The organism is Pseudomonas sp. F01002, from assembly GCF_004402115.1.
Classification (GTDB): domain Bacteria; phylum Pseudomonadota; class Gammaproteobacteria; order Pseudomonadales; family Pseudomonadaceae; genus Aquipseudomonas; species Aquipseudomonas frigoris.
In genome coordinates this window covers 263,414-288,471 of sequence record NZ_SOPU01000023.1, presented here as the reverse complement: position 1 = coordinate 288,471, position 25,058 = coordinate 263,414, and the positions used below count along the sequence as shown (strand labels likewise).

Annotated in this window: 21 protein-coding genes and 2 pseudogenes; 9 read left to right on the top strand and 14 right to left on the bottom strand. The window is 57.5% G+C overall.

The annotated features are described in order from the left end of the window. Positions 1 to 174: 174 nt before the first annotated feature. The gene (locus tag E3W21_RS20430) at positions 175 to 1,038 is read right to left on the bottom strand and encodes a universal stress protein (RefSeq protein ID WP_134421639.1); all 864 of its coding nucleotides are present in this window, start codon (positions 1,036 to 1,038) and stop codon (positions 175 to 177) included. 160 nt (positions 1,039 to 1,198) lie between these two features. On the opposite strand from E3W21_RS20430, the gene E3W21_RS20425 reads away from it, so the two are divergent. The 3 genes from E3W21_RS20425 (at position 1,199) to E3W21_RS20415 (ending at position 4,047) form a co-directional block, all read left to right on the top strand. Continuing rightward, the gene (locus E3W21_RS20425) at positions 1,199 to 1,807 is read left to right on the top strand and encodes a tRNA-(ms[2]io[6]A)-hydroxylase (RefSeq protein WP_008149866.1); all 609 of its coding nucleotides are present in this window, start codon (positions 1,199 to 1,201) and stop codon (positions 1,805 to 1,807) included. 245 nt (positions 1,808 to 2,052) lie between these two features. Next, on the top strand, positions 2,053 to 2,760 hold the full coding sequence (locus E3W21_RS20420; RefSeq protein ID WP_134421708.1) for a winged helix-turn-helix domain-containing protein: 708 nt from the start codon (positions 2,053 to 2,055) through the stop codon (positions 2,758 to 2,760). Then, positions 2,761 to 4,047, top strand: a complete 1,287-nt coding sequence (locus tag E3W21_RS20415) for an ATP-binding protein (protein WP_134421638.1) — start codon at positions 2,761 to 2,763, stop codon at positions 4,045 to 4,047. A 79-nt stretch (positions 4,048 to 4,126) separates the two neighbouring features. Here the strand turns inward: E3W21_RS20415 and E3W21_RS20410 are convergent, their stop codons facing one another. Both E3W21_RS20410 and E3W21_RS20405 read right to left on the bottom strand, forming a co-directional pair. Next, positions 4,127 to 4,915 carry a MipA/OmpV family protein gene (locus E3W21_RS20410; protein WP_134421637.1) on the bottom strand — a complete coding sequence of 263 codons (789 nt, stop codon included), beginning with the start codon at positions 4,913 to 4,915 and terminating at the stop codon, positions 4,127 to 4,129. Positions 4,916 to 5,016: 101 nt separating this feature from the next. Then, on the bottom strand, positions 5,017 to 5,505 hold the full coding sequence (locus E3W21_RS20405; protein ID WP_134421636.1) for a GFA family protein: 489 nt from the start codon (positions 5,503 to 5,505) through the stop codon (positions 5,017 to 5,019). Between the two features lie 349 nt (positions 5,506 to 5,854). On the opposite strand from E3W21_RS20405, the gene E3W21_RS20400 reads away from it, so the two are divergent. The 3 genes from E3W21_RS20400 to E3W21_RS20390 all read left to right on the top strand — a co-directional run bounded on the left by E3W21_RS20400 (position 5,855) and on the right by E3W21_RS20390 (position 9,065). Then, positions 5,855 to 6,739, top strand: a complete 885-nt coding sequence (locus E3W21_RS20400) for a LysR substrate-binding domain-containing protein (protein WP_134421635.1) — start codon at positions 5,855 to 5,857, stop codon at positions 6,737 to 6,739. A gap of 100 nt (positions 6,740 to 6,839) precedes the next feature. Beyond that, on the top strand, positions 6,840 to 7,964 hold the full coding sequence (gene aguA / locus E3W21_RS20395; RefSeq protein ID WP_134421634.1) for an agmatine deiminase: 1,125 nt from the start codon (positions 6,840 to 6,842) through the stop codon (positions 7,962 to 7,964). 3 nt (positions 7,965 to 7,967) lie between these two features. Then, complete coding sequence (locus tag E3W21_RS20390; protein WP_134421633.1) at positions 7,968 to 9,065, top strand: extracellular solute-binding protein; 1,098 nt, start codon at positions 7,968 to 7,970, stop codon at positions 9,063 to 9,065. A gap of 154 nt (positions 9,066 to 9,219) precedes the next feature. On the opposite strand, the gene E3W21_RS20385 is transcribed toward E3W21_RS20390, so the two are convergent. The 7 genes and pseudogenes from E3W21_RS20385 to E3W21_RS20355 all read right to left on the bottom strand — a co-directional run. Then, entirely contained in the window at positions 9,220 to 9,837 is a 618-nt protein-coding gene (locus E3W21_RS20385) for a DNA-3-methyladenine glycosylase (RefSeq protein ID WP_134421632.1), read from the bottom strand. Between the two features lie 4 nt (positions 9,838 to 9,841). Then, on the bottom strand, positions 9,842 to 10,654 hold the full coding sequence (locus E3W21_RS20380) for an isocitrate lyase/phosphoenolpyruvate mutase family protein (protein WP_134421631.1): 813 nt from the start codon (positions 10,652 to 10,654) through the stop codon (positions 9,842 to 9,844). Between the two features lie 42 nt (positions 10,655 to 10,696). After that, positions 10,697 to 11,779, bottom strand: a complete 1,083-nt coding sequence (locus E3W21_RS20375; RefSeq protein WP_134421630.1) for a bifunctional transcriptional activator/DNA repair enzyme AdaA — start codon at positions 11,777 to 11,779, stop codon at positions 10,697 to 10,699. Between the two features lie 80 nt (positions 11,780 to 11,859). Further along, positions 11,860 to 12,900, bottom strand: coding sequence for a DMT family transporter (locus E3W21_RS20370; RefSeq protein ID WP_134421629.1), 1,041 nt, complete (start codon positions 12,898 to 12,900; stop codon positions 11,860 to 11,862). 102 nt (positions 12,901 to 13,002) lie between these two features. Further along, positions 13,003 to 13,263, bottom strand: a pseudogene (locus E3W21_RS20365) (LysE family translocator); the annotation flags it as partial. A gap of 1,259 nt (positions 13,264 to 14,522) precedes the next feature. Then, positions 14,523 to 14,846 carry a hypothetical protein gene (locus E3W21_RS20360; protein ID WP_134421628.1) on the bottom strand — a complete coding sequence of 108 codons (324 nt, stop codon included), beginning with the start codon at positions 14,844 to 14,846 and terminating at the stop codon, positions 14,523 to 14,525. Positions 14,847 to 15,555: 709 nt separating this feature from the next. After that, positions 15,556 to 15,924, bottom strand: a pseudogene (locus E3W21_RS20355) (LysE family translocator); the annotation flags it as partial. A 169-nt stretch (positions 15,925 to 16,093) separates the two neighbouring features. Between E3W21_RS20355 and E3W21_RS20350 the strand changes: the two are divergent. Beyond that, the gene (locus tag E3W21_RS20350; protein ID WP_134421627.1) at positions 16,094 to 16,681 is read left to right on the top strand and encodes a LysE family translocator; all 588 of its coding nucleotides are present in this window, start codon (positions 16,094 to 16,096) and stop codon (positions 16,679 to 16,681) included. A gap of 81 nt (positions 16,682 to 16,762) precedes the next feature. Here the strand turns inward: E3W21_RS20350 and E3W21_RS20345 are convergent, their stop codons facing one another. The 3 genes from E3W21_RS20345 to E3W21_RS20335 form a co-directional block, all read right to left on the bottom strand. Continuing rightward, entirely contained in the window at positions 16,763 to 20,506 is a 3,744-nt protein-coding gene (locus E3W21_RS20345) for a hypothetical protein (RefSeq protein ID WP_134421626.1), read from the bottom strand. 248 nt (positions 20,507 to 20,754) lie between these two features. Next, positions 20,755 to 21,588, bottom strand: coding sequence for an AraC family transcriptional regulator (locus E3W21_RS20340; protein WP_134421625.1), 834 nt, complete (start codon positions 21,586 to 21,588; stop codon positions 20,755 to 20,757). Between the two features lie 35 nt (positions 21,589 to 21,623). Next, positions 21,624 to 22,127 (bottom strand): VOC family protein, encoded by a 504-nt coding sequence (locus tag E3W21_RS20335; RefSeq protein ID WP_134421624.1) that lies wholly within the window; start codon positions 22,125 to 22,127, stop codon positions 21,624 to 21,626. A 181-nt stretch (positions 22,128 to 22,308) separates the two neighbouring features. On the opposite strand from E3W21_RS20335, the gene E3W21_RS20330 reads away from it, so the two are divergent. After that, a complete protein-coding gene (locus tag E3W21_RS20330; protein ID WP_134421623.1) occupies positions 22,309 to 23,667 on the top strand; it encodes an FG-GAP repeat protein in 1,359 nt (452 codons plus the stop codon). On the opposite strand, the gene E3W21_RS20325 is transcribed toward E3W21_RS20330, so the two are convergent. After that, positions 23,594 to 24,247 (bottom strand): LysR family transcriptional regulator, encoded by a 654-nt coding sequence (locus E3W21_RS20325; RefSeq protein WP_256661599.1) that lies wholly within the window; start codon positions 24,245 to 24,247, stop codon positions 23,594 to 23,596. The two genes, E3W21_RS20330 and E3W21_RS20325, sit on opposite strands and share 74 nt — an antisense overlap. A 63-nt stretch (positions 24,248 to 24,310) precedes the next feature. Here E3W21_RS20325 and E3W21_RS20320 point away from each other — a divergent pair. Beyond that, the coding region (locus tag E3W21_RS20320; RefSeq protein WP_371927131.1) for an SDR family NAD(P)-dependent oxidoreductase at positions 24,311 to 25,058 on the top strand (748 nt) is incomplete at its 3' end.

Here is a 25,058-nt window from a genome sequence, read left to right as displayed (position 1 = left end):
TCATGCGCAAATACCTAACCGGGTTATGGGCATGCATGCGCTCCGGAGAAGAATTTAATACGGCCAAGCTTTTTAGCGAAAAACATCTCGCGAAAGCTTGACCGTGAACAGAGTATCTACAGAGGGATGCGATTCATGTAGGAGCTGCCGAAGGCTGCGATCTTTTGATCTTGCTTAATGCTGGGTCACGATCTCCTCCAGATGATCCATGATCGTATCCGGCTTCAGCACCAGCACATCGCTCTCCACCGCATCCAGTACCACTTCCGCCGTATTCCCGATCAACGCCCCTGACAACCCCGACCGTGCGACAGTGCCAATCACCGTCACCGCCACCTGCAGCTTGTGAACCATGAACGGAATCAACACATCCGCCGGACCTTCCTCGATATGCAGGTGCTCGTCATCGATATCGAACTCGGCCTGAAACGCCTTGCACTGTTCGCGATAGCGCGCCTCGATGGTTTCGCTGAGCTGCAACGTCGGGTCGGCCGCCGACAGCATCGGCGACGGATGGGCGCTGACCACGTGCAAATGGGCCTTGGCCAGGCTGGCGATGTCGTAACCGTGATCGACAATGCAAGAGTGCAAGGTGCGGTGTTCACCATCGGTACTACCGACGTCGATCGCCGCCAGAATGACGCCGCCAGTCCAGGGTTTCGAGGTTTTGACCAGCAGCACCGGCGTCGGGCAGTAACGCAGCAGTTTCCAGTCCGCCGGGGTCAGCAGGGCTTTTTTCAGCGGACTGTCGGGGTAATGCTGCTTGACCACCAGTCCGCAGCCTTCAGCTTGCTGCACATCGACAATGGTTTCGTGCAGGCTTTCGTTCCAGGCCTGCTCGGTGGTGACGCTGTAGCCGTCCTCGATCAGCGCGGCCTTGAGCACACCCAACATGCCGCTGTGGTCATGCTTGCGGTCGCAGACCAGCAGATGCAGATGAGCCTGGGTCACGCCGGCAATCAGCTTGGCCCGTTTGAGCGCCAGGCTTTCCGAGTGTTCAGGTTCGAGGACCACCAGAATGCTGCGAATGGCTTGCATGATCGGGATCTCCATGAAGTAAAAAATACTGCGTTGGACAACTATAGTTGCTGCCCGGCCATTCGGGACTTGATGTATATCAACGGTCGCGACTGGTGGTCTGCCGGCAGGCCGGTATAATCGGCGCCCTTCGATTTTGAACCTCTTATCCGTGAGCCCCATGATCCTTCCCGAAATTCACGAGTTCCTCGGCTGCCGCACCCCCGATGGCTGGGTTCAGGCCGCGCTGGCTGATCAGGAAACCCTGCTGATCGATCACAAAAACTGTGAATTCAAGGCCGCCAGTACCGCGTTGAGCCTGATCGCCAAGTATCACTCCCACGTCGATCTGATCAACCTGATGTCGCGTCTGGCCCGGGAAGAACTGGTGCACCACGAACAGGTCATGCGCCTGATGAAAAAGCGCAAGATCGAGCTGCGTCAGCTGTCTGCCGGGCGCTACGCTTCGGGCCTGCGCAAAGTGGTGCGCAGCCACGAGCCGGTCAAGCTGGTGGACACCCTGGTGGTCGGCGCGTTTATCGAAGCTCGTAGCTGCGAGCGTTTTGAAGCGCTGGTGCCGCATCTGGACGAAGAGCTGGGCAAGTTCTACTTTGGCCTGCTGAAAAGCGAGGCCCGGCATTTCCAGGGTTACCTGAAACTGGCCTACCAGTACGGTGATGCCAAGGACATCGCCCAGGTGATCGACAAGGTCCGCGCCGCCGAGCAGGAGCTGATCGAGTCGCCGGATGTGGAGTTTCGTTTCCACAGCGGTGTGCCAACCGCGGCGTGAAGATCAAAAGATCGCAGCCTCGTTTCACTCGACAGCTCCTACATTGGAGTGCATTTCCTGTAGGAGCTGTCGAGTGAAACGAGGCTGCGATCTTTTACGTCTGAATTGTTAAAAACTCTTAAAAGAATGAAACATCTCCGAAAACCGGCCTCCGAGGCCGGTTTTTGCTGCCTGCGATAACCGTCCGGTCACCGATTGGCGCCATAATGCCGGCCACTTCACACAAGGGTTGGCAGACGGGCGTTATGGATAACCTGGGTTTTGGCAAAGTACTGCTGGTGGAAGACGACGAAAAGCTCGCCGGGCTGATCGCGCATTTCCTGTCGCAACATGGCTTTGAGGTCCGGCAGGTGCACCGCGGCGACCTCGCATTGGCCGCGTTCCTCGAATTCAAACCGAAAGTCGTCGTGCTCGACCTGATGCTGCCGGGCCAGAGCGGTCTGCACGTGTGCCGCGAGATCCGCAGCGTATCCGACACGCCGATTGTCATTCTTACCGCCAAGGAAGATGACCTTGATCACATTCTCGGGCTGGAGTCCGGCGCCGATGACTACGTGATCAAACCGATCAAACCGCCGGTTCTGCTGGCCCGGTTACGCGCCTTGCAACGCCGCCAGACGCCAGACAGTGGCGTGTGCAGCGCGCTGGAATTCGGCCATCTGAGCATCGACCGTAGCTGCCGGGAAGTGCGGCTGGCGGGTGAGGGCATCGAACTCACCACCATGGAGTTCGAACTGCTGTGGTTGCTGGCCAGCGCCGCCGGCAAGATTCTGTCCCGCGACGACATCCTCAACCGCATGCGCGGTATTGCCTTCGACGGTCTCAACCGCAGCGTTGACGTCTACATCAGCAAGCTCCGAGGCAAGCTCAAGGACAACCCTCGAGAACCGGTGTGCATCAAGACCGTCTGGGGCAAGGGTTACCTGTTCAATCCGTTTGCGTGGGAGTTGTAAATGCTGCGGTTATTTTTGGGGTTGTTTCTGGTGATGACGGTGGGCCTGGTGCTGGGGCTGCAAACCGTCGAGCGCACGTTCGATGCGCTGCTCGACGGTCAGATGCAGAGCTACAACCGAGAGGCGGTGCGTGGCCAGGCCTGGTCGCTGGCCGAGCAGTTGCACGGTCTGGACGGTTCGGCCCGGGAGCGACAACTGGAAGCGGTGCGCCCCCACTACGGCTTGGGCCTGACCCTGGTCGAGACCGATCAATTGTCCCTGACCGAGCAGGAGAAAGCCGAATTGGCCCAGGGCCTGCTGGTGATTCGCGACAAATACACGCAGTTCATCTCGCGCATTGACGACGGTTCGCAACTGCTCAGCATCAAGCTGCCGGCCGAACCGAGCCTGATGCCGTTCTACATTGCCGCGGCCTATCTGATGATCGCGGTGATGATCGGTTTCGTGTTGCTTTTCTGGGTACGGCCGCACTGGCGCGATCTGGAAAAGCTGCGTCTGGCGGCCGAGCGTTTTGGCGATAACGATCTGTCGTCGCGGATCCAGCTGTCCAAGCGCTCGAACATCCGCGACCTGGCCGAACACTTCAACCTGATGGCGGCGCGCATCGAAGGCCTGATTGCCAATCAGCGCGAGCTGACCAACGCGGTGTCCCATGAACTGCGTACGCCGATTGCCCGGCTGTCGTTCGAGCTTGACCAGCTCAAGCAGCAACCCGATCCAACCCAGAACCGTGAACTGATTGCTGACATGTACGCCGACCTCGGCGAACTGGAAGAGATGGTGTCCGAACTGCTCACCTATGCCAGCCTCGAGCGCGGTGCCACGGTGATCACTCGGGAAAACATTCAGGCCAGCAGTTGGCTCGACAGCGTGGTCGGCAGCGTCGCGCTGGAAGCCGAAGCCGCCGGCGTGCAATTGCTGATTGTCGAGTGTCAGGTCGATGAGGTCCGCATCGAGCCGCGTTTCATGGCCCGGGCGGTGATCAACCTGCTGCGCAATGCCATTCGTTATGCCGATGAGCGGGTGGAAGTGTCATTGGTGCGCTCCGGTGATCACTACGAAGTGCGGGTCAACGACGACGGGCCGGGTGTGCCGATGGACGGGCGGGAGAAAATCTTCGAACCGTTCTCGCGCCTGGACGCCAGCCGCGACCGCCGCACTGGCGGCTTCGGCCTGGGCCTGGCGCTGGTGCGGCGGGTGTCGCAATCCCATGGCGGGCAAGTGGAAGTGGCGGACTCGCCGTGGGGTGGGGCGTCGTTTCGCATGACCTGGGCACACCTGGATTAGATCAAAAGATCGCAGCCTTCGGCAGCTCCTACATTGGCATGTCGTACACCCTGTAGGAGCTGCCGAAGGCTGCGATCTTTTAAAAGGTGTACACAACCTGCCCAGCCAGCGATGTCTGCATCCGCCGCTCAACAATCGGACTGTCCGCCGCATCATTCGCCAAATACTGCACCGCCAGCACCGTCGAAACACTCCACTGATCATTGACGGGCAATGTCCAAGTCAAATCCGCCCCGCGACTCACCAGCCCGCCATGGGTGTCATAAGCCCTGAACCGACTGCGCGACGCTTGGGCATCGCTGACGCCGTACCAGGTGCGCACGTAATTGCTGTCACCAAACTGGCTATTGAGGCTGCCCACGACCTTGCCATGTTCACCTTCATAAAACGGCGCGCTGATGCTCAGTTTCAAGCGGTTCCATGCCGAGCCGGTGTCATGATCGTCATCGTCTTTTTCCAGCGCATGCTCAAAGCTCGCACCGAGGATAATCGGCCCCATGTGGTAAGTCCCGTCGAGCCCCAGCGCCGGGCGCGACTTGATCGAGCCCATGCCGTTCAGCTCATCCGAACCTTTGAACCCGGTCTTGCGATCCTTGCGCACATCACTGGCGCCGATGTGCACGCTGAGGCCGAAGTCGTTCTCGTCAAACGCCCAGCCCAGACCCTTTTCAGTGTCCAGGAAGAATCCGTAAGGGCTGACGATTTCACCGCCCAGCAGCGGCGCCACCACGCGTTCGTCACTGCCGCTGTAACGGGGCACGCTGGCTGCACCGGCCCGCAAGGTGTAGCGCCAGTCTTCAGCGCGCAAAGAGTCAGTGGGAATGAGCAGGCAAAGCGAAGTCAACGACAGACATAGCGAGCGAAACATGGGAGCACCCGAGGGAGTTTGGATGCGCCCATGCTAGGGGGGCTGCCGCCCCGCAATCTTTGACAGCTTTGTCGGGAAACTGTCAAAGACTGTGAACCGGCTTAGCGGCTCAAACCCAGGCGCTCATGCCACTCGGCGATGGACTCTTCGGGATAAATGTCGAACTGCTGATCCCCAGGATGCGCCTCGACTGCCACCCACGGCGCCTTGGAACCGAGCATCAAGTGCGTGTGCTCCGGTGGCACCGGCAGTGGGGTGTCGATGGCAGAGGCAAACGGGTGAATCAGCTCCGGCCATTCGGGGCTGAACAGCCACAAGCCTGAACCACACAGAGAACAGAAATGCCGCTCGGCGGTGCTGCTGTGGGCGCGTTTATCGCCTTCCTCCTTGAGTCGTGCGTGATAAATCGCGATGTGCTTGCGACCGCGCACCTTAAGGCTGCCGGCATCGCCACCCAGGTTGATCGCGTAGCCGCCACCGCCCTGGGTCTTGCGGCAGATCGAGCAGTAGCAACGCTGATACGGGTAGGGGTGGGCGCTGGTCAAACTGAACGACACTGCGCCGCAATGGCAGGAACCTTCGAGCTGCATGGGAACCTCCGACGGGTCTGGAACTTACCCAAGACAGCCTAGACCTTCAGCGCCCCTCGACCGGTACGAGAATCGCATCGCCGGTCAACATGCGCCGGGTTTTGGGGAAGTCATAGTGGATAAGGGAGGGTGATGGGTCGTTGGATTAATGGTGAATGTGCTGGCCTCATCGTCGGAACGCCGCCCGGAGCAAGCTCGCTCCCACAGGGTTCTTCTGTGAATACAGGTTTTGTATACGACAACAATCCCTGTGGGAGCCGAGCTTGCTCGCGATGAACGATAACGCGGTCCCACTGGACGCCTACTGTCCGCCGGGTCAGCATGGCGCCTCGAAATCGGGACCTTGATCATGCGACGACTGCCTTCTTTAGCAGCACTCAGAACCTTCGAATGCGCCGCCCGTCACGCCCATTTCGGCCGGGCAGCGGCGGAGTTGTGCGTCACCGACAGCGCGGTCAGCCATCAGATTCGCCAGCTCGAAGAGCAATTGGGCGTGACGTTGTTCATCCGAGAAGGCCGGAAAATTCGCCCGACGATGGCCGCCAGGCGCCTGATGCAAAGCTTGCAGCAGGCCTTCGAGCTGATTGGCGACGCCTGCGATGAGCTGCGTGACCCGTCATCGCTGGCGGTGTTGCGCCTGGCGGTCACTGCCGAGCTGGCGCAAAAGTGGTTGATGAGTCGCCTGACGGATTTTTACGCGCGCTATCCGCACATCACTTTGCACCTCTACGAACAACCGATCGACGCCACGGCGCCGGGCGAAGACATCGACCTGGCGATCACTTACGGTACCGGCCCGGTGGACAGCAGCGCGTACTTCGTCCGGCCGTTGCCGGCGTTGCAGTTCTTCCCGGTGTGCAGCCCCGGACTGTTCAACCAGGGCACCTTGAAAACGCCGAAGGATCTGGCGCGTCATTGCCTGCTGCACGACGATCAGGACGGCAAGACCTGGACCGCGTGGCTCACCAGCCATGCCGGTGATCAGCGCCCGGAACGGCAGCTGTATTTCGCCCACGCCGGTTTGGCGCTGGAAGCAGCGGCCCAAGGGCAGGGCGTGGCCATGGGCGATAACTTGACCGCGCAGGAGGATTTGCAAAGTGGTCGTCTGGTCCGGCCGTTCACCTCCAGCATGACTGCACTCGGCCAATATGCGTTGGTGTGTGAGCGGGTGCGGCTGGAGCGCCCGGCAGTGGCGCAGATGCTGGAATGGTTCAACGATCAGTTGATCGATTGATGAATTGAATTCAAGTATTCCGAAATAATCCTCGTTGGCGAGGAGGGCGTCGGCGACCGTAGCCTGTGGTTATTCCAATCCCCGCTGATGAGGTTTGACCATGGCACGTTTGCTCGACTCCACCCCCAAACTCGATGGTTTCCGTTTGCCTGGCGAATTCGAAACCAAGTCCGGTTGCTGGCTCGGCTGGCCGGAGCGCACCGATGTCTGGCGCAATGGTGCCAAGCCTGCGCAGAAAGTCTGGGTGCAAATCGTCACCGCCATCTCCCGGAGCGAACCGGTCACCGTGTGCGCGTCCGCCGCGCAGTTCGCCACCGCTCGCCGCCAATTGCCACCTCAAGTGCGGGTGGTGGAAATGACCTGCAACGACACCTGGTACCGGGACAGTGGCCCATGCTTTGTGGTCAACGACGACAGCGGTGAGGTGCGCGGCGTGGACTTCGAGTTCAACGCATACGGCGGCCTCGATGGCGGCTTGTATTACCCATGGGACAAGGACGACCAGATCGCCAGCAAAATCCTCGAAATTGAACGGTTCGACCGCTACCGCGCGCCGCTGATTGCCGAACTGGGCGGTATCCAGAGCGACGGCCAGGGCAGCATTCTCACCACCGAACAATGCCTGCTCAACCGCAACCGTAACCAGCACCTGGGCAAGGACGAAGTCACCCGACGATTGACCGATTACCTCGGCGCCGAGCAAATCATCTGGCTGCCACGGGGCTGCAAATTCGACGAAACCGACGGCCATGTCGACGATCTCGCGTGCTTCGTGCGCCCCGGTGAAGTGGTGCTGCAATGGACCGATAATCGCGATGATCCGCAATGGGAAATCTACCAGGAGGCCTACGACATTCTGCGCAGCACCCGCGACAGTCGTGGCCGCGAGCTGAAAGTGCACAAGCTGCCGCAACCGGATGTGCTGGAATGGACCGCCGAGGAAGCCGAAGGCCTGGATCAGCAAGACAGCACGCACACCCGTCAGGCCGGGACGAAAATCTGCGCGTCGTATATCAACTATTACGCCGGCAATTCCTCGATCGTGGTGCCGCTGTTTGGCGATCGCCATGATCAGGCGGCGCAAGCGACCCTCGCCGAACTGTTCCCGCAACACAAAATCGTCGGTATCGAAAACTCCCGGGAAATCCTCCTCGGCGGCGGGAACGTCGCGTGCATCACCATGCCGCAGTACGCAGGCAGTGCCTGCAACAAAAAGGGAGTTTGAAAAATGGGCCTGCACAAACTGACTCACGCGTTATTGCTGGTGCTTGCACCCTTGTGTGTGCAGGCCGCCGACACCGCCAAACCGGTGGTCAATCTGTACATCTGGGGCGAGTACCTGGCCCCGGACACTCTGACCAATTTCGAGAAGAAAACCGGCATCCACGTGGTGGCCGACCACTTCGACTCCCTGGAAACCGTCGAGACCAAACTGCTCACCGGCCGCAGCGGCTACGACCTGGTGCTGACCGCCGGCCAGCATTTGTCCCGGGCGATCCAGAGCGGTGCGATTCAAGCCCTGAATCCGCAACAGCTGCCGCATTTTGCCGGCGTGGGTGATGAGTTCCGCCAGCACATGGCGGCGTTCGATCCGGGTAATCGCTACGCCGGGATCTACGCTTGGGGCACCACCGGCATCGGCTATCAGGAAGAGGCAATCAAGAAGCGCCTGCCCGACGCTCCACGGGACAGTTGGGCGATGCTGTTCGACCCGGCAGTGGTGTCAAAATTTGCCGATTGCGGGGTGAGTTTGCTCAACGATCCCAACGAGGTTTTCGCCGCGGTCATGAAGTACATGGGGCTGGACATCAACCGTCAGAACCTCGATGACCTGAAACGGGCTGAACAGCAACTGGCGAAGATTCGGCCATACATCCGCTACTTCGACAATGACCTGAACATCAGCGACCTCGCCAATGGCAACACCTGCGTCGCGATGTCGTGGAACGGCAATGTGGCCATCGCCGCGGGACAGGCCGAGGCTGCGAACAAGCCGTTCACGCTGAGTTATCGGATTCCGAAGGAGGGCACGTTGATCTGGTTCGACGCGATGGTCATTCCCAAGGATGCGCCGCACCCGCAAGCGGGGCTGGCGTTGATGGATTATCTGATGGCGCCGGAGGTGATTGCGCCGATCACTGACGCCATCCACTACGCCAACGCGATTACGGCGGCGGACGGCTTGATTGATCCGGCGATTCGCAATGACCCGGGGACGTATCCGTCGGCTGAGGTGAGGGCTTCGTTGTATAGCAAGAATGACAATGGCAAGGCGTTCAATCGGGCTTTGATTCGGGCGTTTAGTCGGTTGAAGTCGGGGTTATGACTGGCCTTGGATGATGTGTTGAATGTGCTGACGCCTTCGCGAGCAAGCCCGCTCCCACAGGTTATGCGTCGAGCACAGATGTTGCGTACACAAAGAACCTTGTGGGAGCGGCGGTGCGACGATTCGACTTGCTCGCGAAGAACGATAACGCGGTCTACTTGCCAGTCATCCGCCACAAATACCAGGACGCCACTGTCCGGTATGGACTCCACGCCAACCCGATCTCAATCATCTGCTTGCGATTGGGCTGCGCCTCCAACCCCTTCATCCGCCGATATCCCTCACGCACCCCGAAATCATCGGCGGGCAAGATATCCGGCCGTTCCAGGCTGTAAATCAGCAACATCTCAACCGTCCAGCGCCCAACCCCACGTAGCGTAATCAACCGCTCGATCAGCGCCTCATCATCCATGGCCAGTGCCGTGGCGTAATCCGGCACCACACCGTCCAGCGCCGCTTGGGCAATGCCCTGAATGGTCGCGATCTTGCTGGCGGAAAAACCGCAACTGCGCAGTTGATCGAACTCGGTCGCCAGAATCTGTTCAGGCCTCGGGAACGCGCCCGTCCCAAACAACGTCAGCAACCGACCGACAATCGCATCCCCGGCCTTCGCATGCAGTTGCTGGTAGGCAATCGCCCGCACCAGCGACTCATAAGGATCGCGAGCCGCATGGGGCTGATGCAGGCAAGGGCCGATGGCGGCGATGTGGCGGCGCCAGTCCTCATCGATGGACGATAGAAACTCGGTGGCGGGCAGATAGGCGTCGGGCATGGGGTCAAGCTTTCCCGGACGGTGCCAACAGGGCGTTCACTTCGCCATAGGTGAAGGCCTTCAGATCACGGCTGTCGAGTGTCCCTGTTTCCAGAAAGCTCTTGGCCAGTGCGCTCATGGCGCCATAAAGAAACTCGGCGATGCGGGAACCCGCGCTCAAACGGCTTACGCCGAGCGCTTTCAGCTCATCAGGCGATGGCAGTCCGGGGAGCCCGAGCACGTTCACCGGCAGCGTGGTGCCCTGGCACAGCGCAGCGATTTCGTACTCAGCCGTGACGCCAGCCGCGAACAAACCATCGGCACCGGCCGCCTGATACAACGCGGCGCGCCTGAGCGTCTCTGCCACGCGATCTTCGGCGGGCACCAGGCTCTTGAGGTACACATCGGTCCGGGCGTTGATGAACAGCTTCACATTTCGGCGACTGGCAATCTGCCGAGCGATTTCGATCTTGCGCACCAGCAGCTCGGGCGGGGACGCACCGTCCTCGATATTGATCCCGACGGCCCCGGCGGCAATCACCGCATCGATGAGGTCGGCCACCCGCGTCAGGTCATCGGAATAACCGGCCTCGATGTCCACGGTCAGCGGCACCGAGATCACCCGGGCGATGGACTCGACCGTTGAAATCAGGCGCTCAAGGGGCAGGGCATTGCCGTCCGGATAACCGTGCGCCCAGGCCACCGCCGCGCTGCTGGTGGCTACGGCTTTGCTGCCCAGTTGCTCCACGATTCGTGCGCCGGCGGCATCGGCGACGTTGGTGAGAATCAGCAGGCCGTCCTGGTGCAACTGGTGAAATTGGTTGTCGAGCGTGTCCATCGAATGTCCTTCCTTATGACTATTTGAGAAACCTGTAAATGATCAGAATACGAGTTGTTGCGTGATCTGCACCGCCGCTTTTTCCAGCCTTAGCAAGAACGCCTTGCGCGGTTGTCCTCCACCATAGCCGGTCAGCGAGCCGTCTGCGCCGATCACCCGGTGACAGGGCACGACAATCGAAAGACGGTTATGCCCGTTGGCCAGGCCCACGGCGCGACTGGCACCGGGCTTGCCCAATAACGCCGCAATGGCGCCGTAGGTGCTGGTCTGGCCGTACGGGATCTTCGCCAGTTCGGCCCAGACTTGTCGGGCGAAATCGCTGCCAGGCAAGTGTAGTGGAACGTTGAAGTCAGTGAGTTTGCCGGCGAAATACTGCGTCAGTTCGGCTTCAATCTGCTGCAAATGCGCGTTATGTCCTGGCGCGACCGCATAACCGTATCGATTCTGCAATTCTTCGACTTCCTTGGTCAGCGCTGGCCGATCAAGAAACTCCAGCAGCACCAGCCCGCGTCGTTCGGCCATGGCGATCATCGGCCCCAGCGGTGTGGTCAGGCGAGTGAACAGCAGTGGCTCGCTGTTGGCGGCGCGGCCGGGCGTGATGTTGAAGGACTTTTGAAACGCATCGCGAAACCCGCTCAGGGACTCGTAGCCCGAATCAAACGCCGCGTTGTCGATGGAGTCGCCCTGTTTGATCCCACCCAATGCCATGCCGAGGCGTCGGGTGCGCAGCCAGGCGTGAAAGGTCATGCCGAAATGCTGCTTGAACCAGCGGCGCAGTTTCAACGGTTCGATGCCTTCGGCCAGCAACTGGGCATCGGTCCAGCGCTGCTCGGGGTCGGTGTCTACGGATTTGAGCAGCCGCTGCACCCAGTCCGGGGCAATGGCCGCCGCGTCCAGTGGTTTGCAGCGCAGACAGGCGCGATAGCCCGCGGACATGCACTCATCGGCATGGGCGAAGAACTCGACGTTCTCCGGTTTCGGCTTGCGCGCCGTGCAACTGGGGCGACAGAAGATGCCGGTGGTTTTGACCGCGGTAAAGAACACCCCCTCGTAGGCGGTGTCTCGTTCGAGCATGGCGCGAACCATCTCGGCGTGGGGCGGAAGCAAAGCGTTTTGTAGGTTCATGAGGTGAGCATAAGACGCGTCGCCCAACGCCTCCACCGGAAAATCGACAGAGAATTCCAGTCATTCGTCATGAGGATTGTTTAATGCTTATGTCGGTGATGGATGTCCGGAAAATGCGGATGGCTGTGGCGCAGCGGCGTGTGTTGATGTTCGTGACTGTGGGGCTCGGTACCGTCCCACTGGAACGAATGTTCATGTTGATGGTGCTCGTCATGCACGTGGCGATGACCATGCTTGAGCGCCTCATGTTGATGCTCATGGGCATGATTTTCCTTGAGGTGAATCCATACCCCAAGGCCCATCAACAGTGAAGCGGCCCAAAACGTCAGCGTGACGGGTTCACCCAGCAGCAAGATGGCGATTGCCGCGCCGAGGAAAGGTGCCGTGGAAAAGTATGCGCCGGTACGTGCAGTGCCCAGGCCTCGGAGCGCCAGAACGAACAACACCAGGCTGATGCCATACCCCAGGAAACCAACGATCAACGTCGGCCCCAGCACCGTCATGTGTGGCAGTGTTGCGCCGAGCAACAGCGCCAGAGAACAGTTCACCATCCCGGCGATCAACCCCTTGATGCCGGCAATAAACAGCGCATCCGAAGCCGATACCTTGCGCGTCAGGTTGTTATCGATGGCCCAGCAGACGCAGGCCAGCGCTACCGCCAACGGTCCGATCCAGCCCTGTGACTGCGCCGGGTTCTGGGGCCAGGCCAGTAGTAAGCCACCGGCGACGATTGCCAGCATTCCGGCGACGATGCGTCGGTCAGCGTTCTCCTTGAATACCACCCAGGCCAGCACGGCGGTCAATACCGATTCGAGGTTGAGCATCAGCGAGGCCGTGGCGCCGGAGGTCAGGGTCAAACCGAACATCAGCGCCACCGGCCCGAGCACGCCGCCAAACACGATGGCACCGATCAGCCAGGGCCACTCCGACGATTTCAGGCCACTGGGTTGCCAGCCCCGGTCGCGCAACAGTCTGACGAGCGTCAAGCCCAGGCCGCTGCCCAGGTACAAAAACCCGGCCAAAAGGATCGGCGAAAGGTTCAGGCCCAGCAACTTGGCCAATGGCGTACTCGCGCCAAAAAGAGCGGCAGCGCCAAGGGCGTAGACAATGTTCAGGTTCATTGAGGGCCTGTGGTGAGTTGGGGTGTGGCCAAGTAGTACACAAATTTCGTGTTCAACAACCATCTACTGTGGGACCAAGCTCCCACATTGGACATCAGGTGTTCAAGCCCGTCGCGCCATCAGCAACACCGAAGCCGCCGCCGACAACAATCCGGCGCAGCAACGATTGAATATCCGCTTGCCCCGAGGTTCGGCGAACCAGCGGCGCATGTGCAGGCCCATGTAGGCGTAGGCGCCGATGGCGATCCATTCCAGCATCAGGAACAACGCGCCCAACACGGCGAATTGCGGCGATACGGCGTGGGTCGAGTCGACGAACTGGGGCAGGAACGCGGTGAAGATCAGGATCGCTTTCGGATTGCTTGAGCCTAGCTTGATTTCACCCGGGCTGGCTGTCGCTTTCCCCCATAGCGGGAGTTCGAGGTCGGGCAGCTATACTGCCCGATGTTTGAACTGCTGATTGAGCGCGATTGTTACGTCCAATGCTCGACCGAAAACTAACGATTAAAAGCTAGGACGGTGGCAATGAATAGGGATCTATCTCGGCGTTTGTTTCTTCTGGCTCCCCTGGCTCTGTTATCGAGCAATGTAAATGCTCGAGGAGGGCGCGGAGGACGTGGCCGTGGAGGCCGAAGTGGTGGGGATTTGTAGGTGTCGCAATTGTTGGGTTTGGTGCGGTTATCTTTGTGATGATGGCTGCATTTGGCCGATTTTCTCGTTGGCGGTACAGGCGAGCTAGGGCCGTTGCTGGATTTCCTATACCGCCTCAGTCCGAATGGGAAAGGCAAAGAAGATGCCCAATTTGCGGAGAGATCATGCAAAAGGTCGACCGGCCCATTGCTAGATCGCGTCGGCGCCCAGTCAAACAGGCGCAGCGTACAACTGAACTTTATCGTTGTTCCAGGATGCTTAAGTGTTCTGGGGTGCGAGTTATCCCCTGCCAAAACTGAGGGCTGAGGAACTAGGCAATGTAATCGTCTACAGAGGGTTGTATTGCCCATCACCGGCTTACTGGAGCCAAGCTTGATTTTCTCCACGGATTTTTGGGCGCACCAGCGTCGACGGCCGCTTCAAACCTGAAGCAGCCGTCGAAGAAAATAAAGACCTGTCAAAAAATAGATTTTTAGAAAATTTTCTCTTTATGCAGCTTTTTGTAACCTATACCCAAGTGTCTTTTGAATAATATAAAGGGAACTTGGCTAAGGGGCTGTTATGCACGTTGCCTCGTATACACTAATTCCACACTGTCCGCCCCCATCGGACGAAATAGTTGTAAGTCTATGATCCAGTATTTTGTCTCCATTTGCTGTATGAATGGTGCATATTGATTTCGCCAAATTTTCCGCGTTAGGGCCGCCACCTTGCGGGCATCCATATTTAGGGCTGACAGGGCATTTTCCAGGGTCATCAGAGATGCACCATCTCTGCGAGTAATCAGCATGTGCAAAACTTGCGATTAATATCAAAAATAAAGATGCAGAGTATTTTTTAAACATACATTTCTCCAATATGTAGGCGGATATAGTGGTTGTAAGTTGGTGCTATTGGTTGTTTTTGTATATCGGGAAGAGCTAATTATCAGTATAACGGTGTCAAATGCTTGTTGTGTTTTCTTGGTTTTCTCAGAACTGATTGCTCACAGGGTTCCCCTGGTTTAAGTCTTTAGAAGAACTTACACAGCTGAAATTTGGATGAAAGTTTGTGCAGTCAGGGGCGATTCTTACACAAACAATCGCACCTTCAATACCCTGCCAAGTATCGCCGGCGTGAGCTGGGCCTGAATAAATAGCCGGATAACTCATCGGCTGACCTGTGCCATACATATCGGCACGTCGGATTTCGACCATGCAACGGTCAGATGATGAGGTAAGAACTGGGTATTCGCTCCATGCAGAGGTGGTGACCGCTAGCACCGCTGTAGCAATTAAAAACTGCTTCATGTTCATGGTGAGCTCCTATTTAACGGGTGCTATTAACTTATAGCAGTAGAAATTAACGTGTGTTATTCTTGTTTGAATTAATGCATATTATATTTTATTATTAACAAATTTTTCGTGCTGACTTAGTCATTTTTGAAACAGAATATGTTTCGGTTTTTTTACATCATGACTTATTTGTTTGCTGCGGGCTCATTACCTCGGAGATTGCTTCGGCATCGTTATTATCGTTCTTGTTGCTTTTGGCGGTCTCTGCCCGGTGTCTGATCGACATACGCCGGCCCCATACTAAAGTTAAACTTTCTCATAAGGTAATTGAGAGGCCGCAGTAACTTTTACTCGTACATCCATAAGGGCGTACAAATCATGGCAGCACGTAGCGTGCGGTGTTTGTTGAGCAATCAAACGGAAACCGCTTTTAGGTACGTCTCCGATAACCATGACCATGGCCAATTCACTGCATTGATTGCACCCGCCGGTGGGCAAGGGGGCAGAAAAATGCTTCTCCCTTTGAATAGAGAGAAAAGCGCCTTTGGCTCCTTTTTCTCGTCCTACCTGGTGGGCGATCTAGTGTCTGGTGCCCGAGTACTGTTCGGCCGCTCGCCGCAATCGTACGGGTATGGATACTTCGTACGATTCTGCTGATCGATGTGTTTCATCGACCGGTGAACCCACAGTTGAAAGTGGTCCATCTTCGAATTTTATATTAGCCATCGTGAGGCTTACCGGCCGCCACCAGGAATTCCTGCCGCGCCAACGCCAGCATCCCCACCGGCGCGCCCGCTACCACGTTTTCCGCCCCGGGGTCCGCGCGCCACAATTGCCAGGCGAGGTAGAGCAGATACGCCGCCCCCAGAATCTTGATCCCGTAGAACAATAACTCCGACGTTTGCAGCACCACCGCAAGCCCCGCCGACGCGAGGGCGATCATGCCGGCGAACGCGAGCAGCCGACCGATCCCTGCGACACAGGCGGTGCGATAGCCGTAGCGGGTCGAGTTGCTGACCGACAACAGGTTGTTCGGCCCGGGCGCCATGTTCAAGGCGAAGCAGGCCGGCAGAAACAGGGTGAGGGTGGCGAGGTCCATGGCGGGGCTCCAAAAGCAGGAACGGTATTTTTATCACAGGCCTGGGGTGGCTTGCCCCATACAGTGGCGGACGTCGGTCGCGGTACAGCTGAGGGGTGTTTTGTTCAATACAGCCGTCAGGTTGCTCTTTACCTTGAGGCCTCGTTCAACTGATTGAAGAAGGTCTGTGATGAGTCTGATTATCTCGATGGCGGCGTTTGCACTGGTGGCCTCGATAACCCCAGGGCCAGTGAACATCGTGGCGTTGAGTTCCGGCGCGCAGTTTGGTTTTCGCGCCAGTCAACGGCATGTAGCCGGGGCGACGCTGGGTTTCGTCGTGTTGTTGGTGTTGATGGGATTAGGGCTGCATGAAGTGTTGCAGCGATGGCCAGCGCTGACGCAGGTGGTGCAATGGGCGGGTGTGGCGTTCCTGATGTACATGGCCTTCAAGTTGGCCGCCGACAATGGGCATCTGGATGCGAAGGAGTCAGGCCGGGCGCCGTCGATGCTGTATGGCGCGGTCATGCAATGGCTCAACCCGAAAGCCTGGCTGGCGTGCGTAGCGGGCATGGGCGCTTTTGTGGCGGATGGCGAGGCGCGGCTGGTCTGGCAGTTTGCGGCCATTTATCTGGTGGTCTGCTATGCATCGGTGGCGTGTTGGGTCTATGTCGGGACCTTCTTGCGCGAGTACTTGAACAACGCCAAGGGACTGCGGTTGTTCAACAGGACAATGGCCTTGTTATTAGCCGTCTGTGCCGTGTATCTGGTGTATGCCTAGAGTCAGTCGCCAGGCCGGAAGATGCCGCGCCCCTTCAGACAGGGGCGCGGTGTCAGCGACGAGGAGGAAGCACGTTGACCGTCAATTCAAACCGCTTAACGCGTTTTCCGTTGGGCGGTCCAGCGCATTGAATCGGCCCTTTCTTAGTTCTGTAATCGCATAGATGGCACGTGCGGTACGGCCATTGCCGTCCGAGAAAGCGTGATAGCCGAGGAAAGATCCAAACAGGTGTTTGCCAAAGTGTTCGTGTGCCGGATCCAATTTGGCCATGTGGCCCTCCAGCATTGCAGTACCTGAGATGTTGGACGGGTAGCGAACATCCGGGCGAGGGCTGCGGTACTTATCGATTGCATTGGGTGCAACACGTCGATGCAGTTCGTTGTAAATCGCGGGATCGGTCAAGGGCTTGTTGCTGGCGGCGTATTCAAGGAGCAAGGTCCGGATGGCGTTTGTTTCATTCTCGGAGTTCGATGCATTCAGAATCCAGGCGGTTGCTCGATCCGTGTTGTCAGTCAAACCGTGAGGGTTGAACCGTGATTCATCCAGTACGCCGTGGTAAGGCGCCTTGCCCAGATTCTTGGTCAGCAATTCTTGCTGGTGGGCCTGCATGGCTACCAGGTTCTTGTATTCCACGCGTAAGGTGTCCTGGAGAACTTCCGGCAAAACAGTGACGTCCTTGAACTGGTGAAGATTGTCCAGATAAAAGGTTTGCGCATGCCGACGTGTCAACGTATCGACCACTTTCGAATCCAGAACCTTGCGGATTTCGCGAGCGCTGTCGGACTTTAGTGCGATCTCGGCCAAGGAGATTTCCATCAGGTGCTGAAGCTCCTGTTCAGGAATGTGTTGGAGGAGTTTCTTGTCATTGTCGTACAGGTGCTTGAGCACGTGCTCGGCGGTTTCGATGCTGTCATTTTTGAAAATCGCTCGCCCGTGACCCACCGCGTCCAGTGTCATGCGCAACTCTGACGCCGCGCCGGAATGATTAACTGCTTTGAGCAAGTCATAGCTGCTTGTGCCAGTCAGTCGGAGCAATTGCTTACGTGCAAAGTGAGGTGCGGATTGGACACTGAGCTTCGCCAGGCTCCTGCCAATCAGCTTTCCACCGCCCTTTAGCAGTTGAGGAACGCCGCCCAGAGGGTTAAAGAGCCCGATGACCGTCCGTGCCGCGATCCGGGAGGCAGAAAGCAGTTTTGTGACCAGGGTTGCGCCTTTTGTGACGCCAGCGACAATTTTCAATGGCGCGGCGACCAGCGAGATCGCGATCAGCGCCGCCTCCATGACGCAACCGGCAATGGCGCCTTTCTGTCTGGAGGGAACACCCGAAGAGAGTTCTTCTATGCACTCCTTGAATGGGATGATCAGATTGAGAATGACATTGAACACTTTGTCAGTTTTTTCAATGGCCAGCTCACGGTCTGTCTGGTCAAAGCCGATCTGGCTCAGCTCTTCTTTATTAATATACGGATTGTGTTCAGCAATCAGGTTACTGACGTCTTCTATCCGCCTGGAATTAAAGTACTGCACCGGGTTGGATGCGGTTGTGTCATGGGCCGACGTCCCGAATTCTCCAATTTTAGTGAGCACTACCGAGGCATTCTTATCGCCGCGCGGCGTGATGTTTTTAACGTAAGCCTCAAAGTCGATGGGCGCGTCCAAGAGCAGTTTGCTATCAACAAACGTTCCTCCTACTGGATCGGAAATCAGGTGATAGGAAAATCGGTTCTTGAAAACCTGGTTGAAGCGGCAATCCAGTCTTAGTGGAAACAGTTCATAACAACGAATCAATGGTCCTTTCACAGCACAGAGGATGACGCCGTAGCGTCCCGGATCTGCTTTCGGTTCGGGCAGGGGGTACAACCCGGCAATTGGGTTTAATGCAGAAATGAAAGGTTTCAATGTGCTGACGATGTTCTTGGGAATGTCTTTTTTTATCTGGTATATCGCCAGTCGGCCGTGTTCGATGAACGACCTGTCTGATTGATGCAGTTGCGACAGTGCGTACCGAATATTGGTCGACAGCGCGGTAGTGATGCCATTGTAATGAGCGTGAATTGCCTCCTCATACAAATCATTAGCGGGGTACAAGTCTTTCAATCCGGTGAACTCTCGATAAATATCCTTTCCTCTGATTCGCCCCCAGTCGGTGGTATGAAGTTCATCGCCCATGTACAGATCCAGTACCGACACCTTCCGCCCTGCGCCGCCTCCATTGCCACGATGCTTTACCAGCAATTCGTTAGGGTTGCAGCGAGGTATTTTTGATGTCAGTTCCTTCAACGCAATAGCTCTGCGGCTGGGAATTGGCGTGTTGACGTCGCTCACGGCGCGGGTCAAAGCCGTGACATACCGGTCGTATTCTTGGACGGCGCGCAGGACTGTTTTCTGGCTCAGGCTACCGTCAGCGTCCCGTTCGACAAGCTCATTCATCAGTGCCCATGTCACAACCGGATCGAGGTTGTTCGTGGTATGCAACGACGCCAGTTGTGGCATTAAACCCGGGACCAGGCTGAAGCCGAGCAGGTGTTCATAGGACATTAACCGGGAAGTGCCGGGGGCGACGGCCTCAACCAGGTGCACCGCCTGGCTAAAGACTACCCAACCCGGGGTGCCCACTTGTAGTTCAGGCGGTAGGTCACGGATCAGGAATTGCGGCGCCATGCCCGCCAGAATCCATTGCGCCATCAGTGGAGCGAGCATCTGATGTAGCTGGAAATGATTGGCCAGATGCTTTTCCAGTTCCAGTCGCACTACTCCAGGCTTTTGTTGCAAGAAGCGTTTGGCGTAAAAGTCGAAGCCTGCGAAGGAGGTGTTGGTGCTGTCGATTTCAGGATCGAGATCGAGCAACATGGCAGCAATCAGCAGTTGATCGATGAACTGTTGAGATGCCTTTTCTCCGTTCCCTTCACCGAACCAACCCAGCGCAATGAGGTAGTTTTGTCCCTGATTGCAGGATTGTCGGGCGATTTCCAGCAGCCTTTGCATTCGGTATTCAATGCTGGTGGGTAGCATTTCTGATCCGACGTTTTCTCTGATCAGCCAGGCGCCAATCTGTTTGATCAGGAAGGGGGCATCGTCTTTCAGCTGTCGGGTTTGCTGATCAATGATTGAGCGGGTAGTTTCAGTCAACCTGAACGGTGAATCTTCGGGAGTGTCCAGAAGTTGCCAGTAATTTTCCAATGGTGGACTTGCGGGAAGATTCGCGAAATTAAGCACGTCGATCAGCTGTTGGGTGTCCTCTTTAGTGCCTGGCTGCGGCAAACCATGGAACTGAAGCCATTGGTCAATCGAGATCCGCCCGTTTGAGGTAATTGCCCCTCCAGCCTGTCCGGCCAAATTGGCCAGCAGTTTCAGGTCGTCGACGATTCCGGGTATGGCGGCTTTGGCGTGGGGGGTAATACTGACTCTTCTAAAAAAGACATTAATCTCGGTTGAGTCAACGTCAGGGGTTGCGCCCCGACTCACCTTCTCTTCAACGGCCCAGAGTTCTCCATTTTTATCGACATGAAAGGCATAGTCTTCCGGTATACCGCTTTTAATCCTCATCTTCATGAAATCAGCTTGCCGGGTCAGGCGCAGTAGATAAATCGTCCCCGCACGCTGAACTTCATCAAGGCTCGAGCCGGTCACAGATCTACCCCCAAGGCGACTCCATGTGTTGTCGAGTCTGCTCAACGAGTGCTCGTCATCAATAACATTGATAAGGGCTTTTCTTACTTCCTGTAACTGACGTTCATTGCGCGAGGCTACGGGTGCATCGATAGGTGTGTGCATAAGATAACTTCCATGTTTTTTATCGAATTGATGCAAGTGCAGCTCTTTCAAGGTGGCGGCCTGTTCTCTATAAGCTGTAGTTGGTAGTTTCAGGTTAAAGGGAAGTGAGAAATATTATTATCAGGTCTATATGTCGGTGTGTTTCGTTATTGGCCGATAGTTGTGCTGGCATCATGACTAATGACGCTGCGCGACCGATAAATAGCGGTGCGAGAGGAGGTGTTGTGATTTGCGGGAATAATATTACCGTTTATTTCCGCGGCGGAGTGTTGTGTAATATATACAGCCAAACTTTCACTTCAGCGTTGATACTGCCCAGGCGTTGCAGCCAGATGCTGTTTGAACGCACGCTGAAAATGCGCCTGATCGGCAAACCCGGCTTCGAGCGCCACATCGGCGATCAGCTTGCCGCTGCGCAGTTGATCGCGGGCGAACTGGATACGCCGGTTGACCAGAAAGGCGTGGGGCGTCATGCCGTAATGCTGCTTGAACGCACGAATCAGGTAGGACGGCGATAGCTGAGCCGCCTCGCAAATGTCTTCGAGCTTGAGCAGGTGCGTGCAGTTGTCGCGGATGTAATCGGCCGCCCGTTCCAGTTTGAAATTGGGCTCTCGCAGCGGTTGATCGATCGGGTTGAGCCGTTGCTGCACGTCGGTGAAAAACTCCACGGCCGCGCTTTGTTTGCGCAACACGTCTTGCTGCGCATCGACCAGCACGTCGTACAAACCCTTCAGGCCGGCATACAGATCACTGTCGTGAGTGTGGGTGATGGAAAACCGGCGAAACGCCAGGTCCTGGCTGAAACCGAGCTGATGCTGCAAATCGGTCAGCCAGGGGGTTTCGACGTACAGCATCAGGTACGACCACGGCTGGTCCTCGATGGGATTGCAGGCGTGGACATCACCGGGATTCATCAGCACCACGGTGCCGGCACTGACCTGAAATTGCGATTGCTCGTGGTGGTAGGTACTGCGTCCGGCCGTGATCGCGCCGATGGAAAAGTGCTCGTGGGAATGCCGGGTGTAGCAGACCTCGCGGCCGTCGGCGATGGAGCGGGCTTCAATGAAGGGCAGGGCGTCGTCGCGCCAGAAGCGCGGGGCTTTGTCAGCGTCTTTGGCAACGGCGGGCTTCATGGTCAGCGTCCTCGGCAGGTCAGCGTCGAAGTGTATTAGCTCTCGCCGTCAAAGGCTCGTTGCAGTGCAGCGATGTCGAGTTTTTTCATCTGCAACATCGCCGTCATGGCGCGTTGTGATTTCGCCGTGTCAGGGTCTTTCATCATGTCCATCAGGGCCACCGGTACGATCTGCCAGGACACGCCGAATTTGTCCTTGAGCCAGCCGCATTGCTGGGCCTCAACGGGCCCGCCCGCGGACAGGCGCCCCCAGAAGTGGTCGACTTCTTCCTGAGTATGGCAATTGACCTGAAATGAAACCGCTTCATTGAACGTGAAGATGGGACCGCCGTTGAGGCCGGTAAAACTCTGTCCGTCCAGTTCGAAACTGACCGTCATCACCGAACCTTCGGGCCTGCCGTGAATCTCCTGACCGGCCTTGCCGTAGTGGGTGGTGGCGCTGATTTTCGAATGATCGAAGATCGCACAGTAGAACTTCGCGGCCTCCTCGGCCTGATTGTCGAACCACAGGCAGGGCGTGAGTTTTTGAACGCGGTGCATGGTGTAGCTCCTCTACGGATTTCTCAAGCTGGACTTTCAGCGTAGTCAGCCTCGGGTCGTCTGGCCGTACCGTAGATCGACAAGTTGAAAGAGTTTCCTATGTTGACGGAATCAACAATGTCGGCATGACCCGATAGCCGCTAGACTGCGGACCTGGTTTGCCGCAAGGACGCTCTGCATCATGGTTATTCCTCGTTTATTGGCTGTTTCCTGTCTGCTGACCGCCGCTGCGGTGAGTGCCGAACCGCTGACGTATCACCTCACTGACCCCGCGAAGAAATACGTCATCGACGTGCTGTTTGCACAGCCGCCCGCCCAGACTTTCGACGGCGCTCCTGCGCTGATTACGTTGCGCGAAAGGGCCGGCGGGCAGGTGCTGCAGCGCATCGAGTCAGCCGAAGCGTTCGCTCTGTTCAAGCCAGGCCGCAAAGCTTCGGAGTTCGACCGCAACCTGGCGTATTCCGATCAAAGTCTGCTGTTGTTCGGCGATTTCAATTTCGACGGGCAGCAAGATCTTGCCGTACGCAATGGCAATGATGCGGGCTATGGTGGTCCTTCCTACGACATCTATCTGTTCGATCCCGAGCGCCCGACGCTCGTGTTGAGCACGTCCTTTTCCGCACTGACCCGTGACGCAAATCTGGGCATGTTCGAGATCGACCCGGTCACCAAGCGCTTGCATACCCAGTCCAAAAGCGGTTGCTGCTGGCGCCAGAGCGCGACTTGGCAAATACAGGACAACTTGCCTGTGAAGGTGGCCGAGAAAACAGAGGTGGTGCAAAAGCCGTCGGAAGCCAACCCGGTCATGCCTTCTGGCTATGTGGACGTTACCGATCGTGAACTGAAATCCGGCCAGTGGACGGAGCGTCGTCGTCTCGAGGGTCCCGTCGGTGAAGCGCCCGTCATGTTGCGTGGCACCCTGGATGACAAGATCCCCGTTGAGCTGTGGTGGCAACTTCAGGGTGATGTCTATGTTGGCGAAGTTCGCTACAGCAAGACCGGCAGCGGTAAACCGATCCGGCTGGTGGGCAATACCTACGAAGAAGGTGGAATCGTTCTGCGTGAACTGGACGACGACGGTCAGATGATCGGCAACTGGTTCGTCGAAGGCACGCCGAACGAGCAGGGCCGCCAAACCGGCACGTGGATCAACGGTTCCCGTCAATTAAGCATCGATGTGCGGCCGACTGCGTTCAAGGTCGCCTCGCAAAAGCTTGAGCGGGTTGCTGACAGTCAGCGAGAAGGGCGCTACCTCGTGAGCAATGTCCAGGACCAGCGTGTCGGCGAGTTGACCCTCAAAGTATTACCGGGAATCGACAGCGGCCCCGAGATGGCGGACATCAACCTGAGCATTTTTCAGCTCAAGGATCCGCCTGTTGAAGTCCATCATCAGTATCCGCTGCTCGCCGGCAACCTTGTCATTGCACTGGATCCTGAGGGCGATCCGCTGTTTCGCCTGCAGTTGCTCAACGGCGCCGCAGAAGTGACTGGTTTTGGTGAGTATCAGAAGTACAGCGCGGCTTACGTGAAACAACCTTGATGCGTCTTCTGGCGCAGCATCGGCTGGGCAAAGGTTTGGTCGGCGCCGTGGTCTGAAGGCGACGGTTCAGCGGCGGCCCAGGACTCCTTTTTCGAATCCCGGCATCGAAGCCGCCGGCCATCAGGTCAACCGTGGCGTCGTCCAGGGAAATATCGAGAGTGACTTGCGGATAGGCCGAGCGAAACAGCGGAATTAGCGGCTCCATCAACAAGGCCCCGGACAATCGCGGTGCCGTGAGTCGCCGCGTACCCATGGGCTGATCACGGAAACCGCTGAGCACCGCCAGGGCTTCATTGATTTCACTGGCCGCCGGACGCAAGCGGGAAAACAGGCTGGCGCCGGCTTCGGTCAGCGCCACTCGGCGCGTGGTGCGCTGAAACAGCAACACGCCGGTGCGTCGTTCCAGCAGTTTGATCGCATGGCTGACGGCGGTGGGCGTGACGGCTAGCCGAGTCGCGGCCAGGGTGAAACTTTTGTGCTCGGCGACGGCGAGAAACTCGGTCAAACCATCAAACGGGTCGTGATTCATATCGGCGCCATTATGAAAGAGCGTTTCATAGTGCTTGTAACACGAGGGCATTTTTCCAACCAATGTTCCTGCGTACCTTGTGCTTACCCCAACTGCCTACAAGGATTCGCGATCATGACCACTTCCCAAAACTTCAAACGTGTCTGGCTCATCACCGGTGCTTCTCGCGGTATCGGCGCCAAGATCGCTGCCGCCGCGCTGGCCAATGGCGACGCCGTGGTCGCCACTGCCCGTGACGCCAGCAGCATCACCCAGCGTTTTGGCGAGCAGCCAGGTTTGCTGGCCGCTAACCTTGATGTGACCAACGAAGCCCAAGGCGTTGCGGTTGCCAAGTCGGCCATCGACCACTTCGGGCGCATCGACGTGCTGGTCAACAATGCCGGCTTCGGCGTGCTCGGTGCGGTGGAAGAAGCCAGCGCCGATGAAGTGCGACGTGTGTACGAAACCAACGTCTTCGGCTTGCTGAATGTCACGCGCGCCGTCCTGCCGCACATGCGCGCCGCTCGCCGTGGACATGTGATCAATCTCTCCTCCGTGGGCGGTTACAGGTCAGGGCCGGGCTTCGGCGTCTATTGCTCCACCAAATTTGCCGTCGAAGGCTTGAGCGAGGCGCTGCACGCCGAGTTGGCCCCGCTGGGCATCAACGTGACCATTGTCGAGCCGGGCTACTTCCGTACCAAGTTCCTCGAAGGCAATTCGCTGGTCGAATCCCCGGCTTCGATTGCCGACTACGACAGCACGGCGGGTGAGGTTCGTAAAATTGCCAAGGCCGTGACCCTGAATCAGCCTGGCGATCCGGACAAGCTCGCCCAAGCCATGATCACCCTGGTGCAAGCGCAAAAGGCCCCGCTGCGCCTACCGC

Coding starts and splice junctions, on each gene's coding strand:
- E3W21_RS20430 (WP_134421639.1), bottom strand. CDS start 1,038: ATGCAAGCCATTCGCAGCATTCTGGTGGTCCTCGAACCTGAACACTCG.
- E3W21_RS20425 (WP_008149866.1), top strand. CDS start 1,199: ATGATCCTTCCCGAAATTCACGAGTTCCTCGGCTGCCGCACCCCCGAT.
- E3W21_RS20420 (WP_134421708.1), top strand. CDS start 2,053: ATGGATAACCTGGGTTTTGGCAAAGTACTGCTGGTGGAAGACGACGAA.
- E3W21_RS20415 (WP_134421638.1), top strand. CDS start 2,761: ATGCTGCGGTTATTTTTGGGGTTGTTTCTGGTGATGACGGTGGGCCTG.
- E3W21_RS20410 (WP_134421637.1), bottom strand. CDS start 4,915: ATGTTTCGCTCGCTATGTCTGTCGTTGACTTCGCTTTGCCTGCTCATT.
- E3W21_RS20405 (WP_134421636.1), bottom strand. CDS start 5,505: ATGCAGCTCGAAGGTTCCTGCCATTGCGGCGCAGTGTCGTTCAGTTTG.
- E3W21_RS20400 (WP_134421635.1), top strand. CDS start 5,855: ATGCGACGACTGCCTTCTTTAGCAGCACTCAGAACCTTCGAATGCGCC.
- aguA (WP_134421634.1), top strand. CDS start 6,840: ATGGCACGTTTGCTCGACTCCACCCCCAAACTCGATGGTTTCCGTTTG.
- E3W21_RS20390 (WP_134421633.1), top strand. CDS start 7,968: ATGGGCCTGCACAAACTGACTCACGCGTTATTGCTGGTGCTTGCACCC.
- E3W21_RS20385 (WP_134421632.1), bottom strand. CDS start 9,837: ATGCCCGACGCCTATCTGCCCGCCACCGAGTTTCTATCGTCCATCGAT.
- E3W21_RS20380 (WP_134421631.1), bottom strand. CDS start 10,654: ATGGACACGCTCGACAACCAATTTCACCAGTTGCACCAGGACGGCCTG.
- E3W21_RS20375 (WP_134421630.1), bottom strand. CDS start 11,779: ATGAACCTACAAAACGCTTTGCTTCCGCCCCACGCCGAGATGGTTCGC.
- E3W21_RS20370 (WP_134421629.1), bottom strand. CDS start 12,900: ATGAACCTGAACATTGTCTACGCCCTTGGCGCTGCCGCTCTTTTTGGC.
- E3W21_RS20360 (WP_134421628.1), bottom strand. CDS start 14,846: ATGAACATGAAGCAGTTTTTAATTGCTACAGCGGTGCTAGCGGTCACC.
- E3W21_RS20350 (WP_134421627.1), top strand. CDS start 16,094: ATGAGTCTGATTATCTCGATGGCGGCGTTTGCACTGGTGGCCTCGATA.
- E3W21_RS20340 (WP_134421625.1), bottom strand. CDS start 21,588: ATGAAGCCCGCCGTTGCCAAAGACGCTGACAAAGCCCCGCGCTTCTGG.
- E3W21_RS20335 (WP_134421624.1), bottom strand. CDS start 22,127: ATGCACCGCGTTCAAAAACTCACGCCCTGCCTGTGGTTCGACAATCAG.
- E3W21_RS20330 (WP_134421623.1), top strand. CDS start 22,309: ATGGTTATTCCTCGTTTATTGGCTGTTTCCTGTCTGCTGACCGCCGCT.
- E3W21_RS20325 (WP_256661599.1), bottom strand. CDS start 24,247: ATGCCCTCGTGTTACAAGCACTATGAAACGCTCTTTCATAATGGCGCC.